Source organism: Ochrobactrum sp. P6BSIII, from assembly GCF_014138065.1.
Taxonomy (GTDB): domain Bacteria; phylum Pseudomonadota; class Alphaproteobacteria; order Rhizobiales; family Rhizobiaceae; genus Brucella.
The window spans coordinates 1-4,866 of sequence record NZ_JACGXB010000039.1 but is presented as its reverse complement, the minus strand read 5'-3'; the positions used below and the strand labels follow the sequence as shown (position 1 = coordinate 4,866).

The following is a 4,866-nucleotide window of genomic DNA, read 5'->3' as shown; positions in this document are numbered from 1 at the left end:
AGGAACTTGACCACTACTATCGACCCGAAACATAACTAACAGGCGGGTCAATTCTCGGCGCAAATGCCGGGTCACTTCTCAGTACAAATCAACATATCAATCCGCTCGCAACCAAATTGATATCGGTATTCCAACCAGGAGACGTGTCGCACGATCCTCACAACTTCTCCAACACCAACATGAAAATGGCGCGCGGCGGACCGCATGTCTCTATTATTGCTGGGACCATCAACGGCTATGGTGCTGAGGTTGAACGAACATGGTTCATTGAAACAGTCCCAGAAACAGCAAAGCGCCCATTTGAAGCCATGGTTAAAGCACGCGAACTGGCGCTGGAGCTGACTGTTCCGGGAAATCTGATGAGTTACGTTGATCAGCAAGTGATCGCGCTGCTCGCACGAGAAGGATATGGTGATAATATTCTTCACCGGACGGGTCACGGCATGGGTGTAACGGGTCATGAAGCGCCGTTTCTGGCGGATGGTTATGACCGAATGATTGAGCCACGAATGTCCTTCACTATTGAACCAGGCATATATCTTCCAGGTGTTGGCGGCTTTCGTCATTCTGACACGATTGTAACGACAGAGGATGGAAATCAGCTTCTTACCGGAGGTCCCGTCCAACTGTCCGATCTGATCCTGGGCAAATAAAACAAACAATTTTCCAGGATTAAGGGGAACGAAATGAATAGTCGTGTCTTAAAAGACCCATATGCAGACACTAAAAAGAGAACTACCACCAAATTTCATGAGGTTATAGCCGCTTCACTTGGTAACGCATTTGAATGGTTTGATTTCATTATATATGGATATTTTGCCACGCTGCTGGCAAAGCTCTTCTTTCCGGCAGGAGATGAGTTCACCTCCTTGTTGCTCGTACTTGCGACATTTGGGCTTGGATTCGTCGTCCGTCCGGTTGGGAGCATCGTATTCGGTCTATATTCAGACCGCTACGGCCGCAAACAATCCATGATTGTAACAATTTGGTTGATGGTTATCGGCACCGCCGCGATCGGCTTTGCACCAGTGTACACTACTGCCGGTTGGACTGGTGCCGTCATGATTGTGGTCGCCCGTCTTCTTCAGGGGTTTGCATCGTCTGGAGAATATGGCTCCGCTATTGCCTTTCTCGTTGAAAAAGCACCTCAAAATCGGAAAAACTTATATGCGAGCTTTCAAGTAGCGAGCACCATGCTGGCCATTGTCATGGCTGGGATAATAGGCTCGATGATGACATTGTATTTAAGTCCGGAAACCCTGGAGAGCTGGGGCTGGCGTGTGCCGTTTCTGTTGGGGCTCTTAATTGGACCGATTGGATATTACATCCGCCGCAACGTCGATGAAACAAAAGAGTTTGTAGATTCTAAACGCCTGTCGGCCAAAGCCGCGCTTGCCAGCGTTTTTGGAGAGCATCTTCGAACGACCACTGGAGCACTGATGATCAACACAGCAGGTACAGTGACGTTCTATCTCCTATTGGTCTATATGCCAACGTTTGCCAGCCGCGAGCTTGGAATATCAGGGGAAGTGAAATTCGCGAGCTCGGCGCTTGGGGGCTTCGTCATGATAATCATATCCCCCATAATTGGTTATCTCGCTGACCGGTTCTTCAAGCCGACAGCCGTGATGGCATCCGGAATGGTGCTTTTGGCTATTCTCGCTTTCCCGCTCTTTGCCTGGATCATCGAGAACCCGACAGGTGAAAAGCTCATTATTCTTACTGTCCTTCTGTCGATGCCGCTGGCCATTATTACCGGCTTGTCCGGTGCGATCGTTGCACAGCTTTATCCCACTGAAGTACGCACGACCGGTCTGTCATTTGCATATAACATACCACCCACCTTTTTTGGCGGCCTGTCTCCCCTTGTTGTGAGTTATCTGATTGCAACAACAGGCAACAAAGCGTCCCCTGCACTCTACATAATCCTTGTTGCGGTGATTGGCCTTTGCGGGGCATTGTTGGTGCGAGCCAAAAAGCCAATAACTGTTAAGGCATAATTCGAAGCGGTGGGAACGAGCTCATACCAAAGAGGCAGCATCCGTTCCCGCCTTCCCAATTCTCATTTCTCGGAACTTGGCACTTTGATTGCCGGTCAAGAGTTGATGGCAGCAAGGAAACTTCAATCGGGTTTGCTACCATGAGACTGAACGGGAACGGAGGACATCGAAGCCATCTGCGGATTGGAGCAAATCTGCTGCAAGCTGCATTCGCCAACTCGTGAGATAATCAAGTGGGGTTTGGCCGATCACTTCCAGAAAGCGCGCCGCGAAAGTTGTTCTGTACATGTTGGCAATCCCGGCAAGCTCGGGTTGCTATGTGCATAGCTACGCAACGCCGCTGGGGACATGTTTGGCAGTCTCGGTTGATATTCCCAATTTCGTTGAACTGCTGCGAAAAGGATCGTGAATAAGACACGAACAATGGTTCTAGTCTCGAAGACCCAGATAAGAAATCCGCCCATGCTGCTTCATCTAATATTAAATTTGATTTCCATATCGCAAAATTTTCGTATAGCGATACAATGCTGTATCACAATGATTTCAACAAATACTATGCGGGAAAAATGGAAGAGCAAGCTTCTGAATTATTCAATAATACAAATCAATTTCTCATTCATTTATATGAATTATTGATACGGTATTCGTTATCAACGTTTGGTGCGGTTATTATTCTTTGCGTTGGCTGGCTTATTGCTGGTTTACTGCAACGCTGGGCCGTTGCCTCTTTATCAGCAGTGCGCGGGCTGGATCAAACCATTGCGAAATTTTTCGGTGGCGTTATTCGATACGGCGTGCTGGCAATCATCTTGGTGATGGTGCTGGGCCAGTTCGGTGTGCAGACAGCATCCATCCTCGCGGCTCTGGGTGCAATTGGTCTGGCAATCGGCTTGGCACTGCAGGGCACCTTACAGAACATTGCCGCTGGGATAATGCTGTTAGTTCTTCGACCGTTCCGCGTGGGAGAATATATCAGTGCTGGTGAAGTGGTCGGTACGGTCGAAGAAATAGGACTATTCACAACCGAACTTAAGACTTATGACGGGCTTTATGTGATGGCGCCCAATTCAACGTTGTGGAACACGCCGGTAATTAACTATAGCCGATTGAAAAACAGAATGCATGATTTCAAAGTCGGCATCGGTTACGACGATAACATTGAAGCCGCATTTTCGATTATCAGAGACGTTATAATTAACCAGGCTGGTGTACAGTCCACCCCGGATCCGGTGTACTTTGTGGATGAGCTGGGCGACAGTGCCGTGGTTGTCTGTTGCCGTTATTGGGTAGCAAGTGAGCACTACTGGGACGTCGTGCGTACGACAACAAAAGCAGTCAAATTGCGCCTTGACGATGCCGGGATATCAATTCCCTATCCGCAGGTCACATATCATGCACGCACGAATGCCACGGTGTTTCAAGATTAGTTTCACAGGATTTCATGCTGTCTGGAAATACTAAACTTTGAGAGGCGTGAATTGTCGAGTTCCCGAGTTTTATGGCTGTCATCCCAGATAACGCGACGCATTTGGTTTCGAGCGTCGTTGTTTTCTGTGCTGGCAATTGTGACGGCTCTGTTGGCGATTGTATTAAAGCCGTATATTCCGGCTGATCTGTCCACAAGGATAGGTGCAGATGCGGTTGATAATGTGCTCGGCATATTAGCAACGAGTATGCTAACGGTTACAACATTTTCGCTGAGCACGATGGTATCCGCATATTCTGCCGCTACCAATAATGTGACACCTCGCGCCACAAAGTTGGTGATGGAAGATAGCTCAACACAAAATATGCTTTCGACATTTGTTGGAGCATTCCTGTTCAGCTTGGTGGGAATTATTGCACTCAGTACTGGAGCGTATGGGGACAGTGGTCGGGCGATCCTGTTTCTGGTCACCATCATTGTGATAGCAGTCATTGTCATCACGTTACTGAGATGGATTGATCACCTGGCGAAACTGGGCCGCGTCGCAGAAACAACTCAGCGGGTGGAAAAAGTAGCAATTGCCGCAATGCGTACCTGGCATCGCAAGCCTAATTTGGGCTGTCAGATATGGGACGGTACCTCCGGGCTAACTCAAAATGCAATGCCCATTTCTGTGCCACAAATCGGTTACGTTCAACATATTGATGCAGCACGTTTGTCGGCTATTGCTGCGAAAGCTCAAGGAAGAATTTTTCTTCGAGTGATCCCTGGACTACTGGTCGCTCCTACCGAACCGGTAGGGTGGTTAAACTGTCCCGATCCTTCAGATCATTCGGACGCCATTAAGAACTGTATCACAATTGGTGAGAGCCGATCGTTTGATCAGGATCCCCGGTTCGGTGCTACCGTACTTGCAGAAATCGCTTCTCGAGCGTTATCGCCGGCAGTAAATGACCCAGGCACCGCGATCGACGTGATTGCGCGGGCCTTGCGTATTCTGGCTGTTTGGAACGAACCGATCGAGATTGAAAATAAGATCGATTATCCTGAGGTTTTCTTAAAGCCTTTGATAATAGACGACTTGTTTGATGATTTGTTTACGCCTATCGGCCGCGATGGCGCCGGACTTGTGGAAGTCGGACTCCGGTTGCAGAAAGCTTTTGGTATACTGGCTCGCTTTAATGGCGAACGGTACAAACTAAACGCCTTGCGGCATTCGAAGGACGCTTTGAGCCGAGCAGAACATTCTCTGACATCCGACATCGATAAAGATCGAATTAAAAACGCGGCCCGAAAAGTGTGGGAGGGACCGGAAATCCCGGCAAGACCATTTTTGAGACCCCGCTAAACGATTTCTCTGAGCCAGAGCATGACGTTGTATTTCTCTACCCACGGTATCGCAGAGCGTCGATGATGACTTTGAATGCAGGCAGGTTCTGG

At 48.7% G+C, this 4,866-nt stretch carries 4 protein-coding genes; all 4 read left to right on the top strand.

Annotation, left to right across the window (positions count from 1 at the left end):
- Window positions 1–143 precede the first annotated feature (143 nt).
- The 4 genes from FHW00_RS24280 (at window position 144) to FHW00_RS24265 (ending at window position 4,774) form a co-directional block, all read left to right on the top strand.
- Window positions 144–653, top strand: coding sequence for a M24 family metallopeptidase (locus tag FHW00_RS24280; RefSeq protein ID WP_078341341.1), 510 nt, complete (start codon window positions 144–146; stop codon window positions 651–653).
- A 33-nt stretch (window positions 654–686) separates the two neighbouring features.
- Window positions 687–2,000, top strand: a complete 1,314-nt coding sequence (locus tag FHW00_RS24275) for an MFS transporter (protein ID WP_078341342.1) — start codon at window positions 687–689, stop codon at window positions 1,998–2,000.
- A gap of 524 nt (window positions 2,001–2,524) precedes the next feature.
- Window positions 2,525–3,427, top strand: a complete 903-nt coding sequence (locus FHW00_RS24270; RefSeq protein WP_445558040.1) for a mechanosensitive ion channel family protein — start codon at window positions 2,525–2,527, stop codon at window positions 3,425–3,427.
- 51 nt (window positions 3,428–3,478) lie between these two features.
- Window positions 3,479–4,774, top strand: a complete 1,296-nt coding sequence (locus FHW00_RS24265; RefSeq protein ID WP_445558041.1) for a DUF2254 domain-containing protein — start codon at window positions 3,479–3,481, stop codon at window positions 4,772–4,774.
- Window positions 4,775–4,866: the final 92 nt, after the last annotated feature.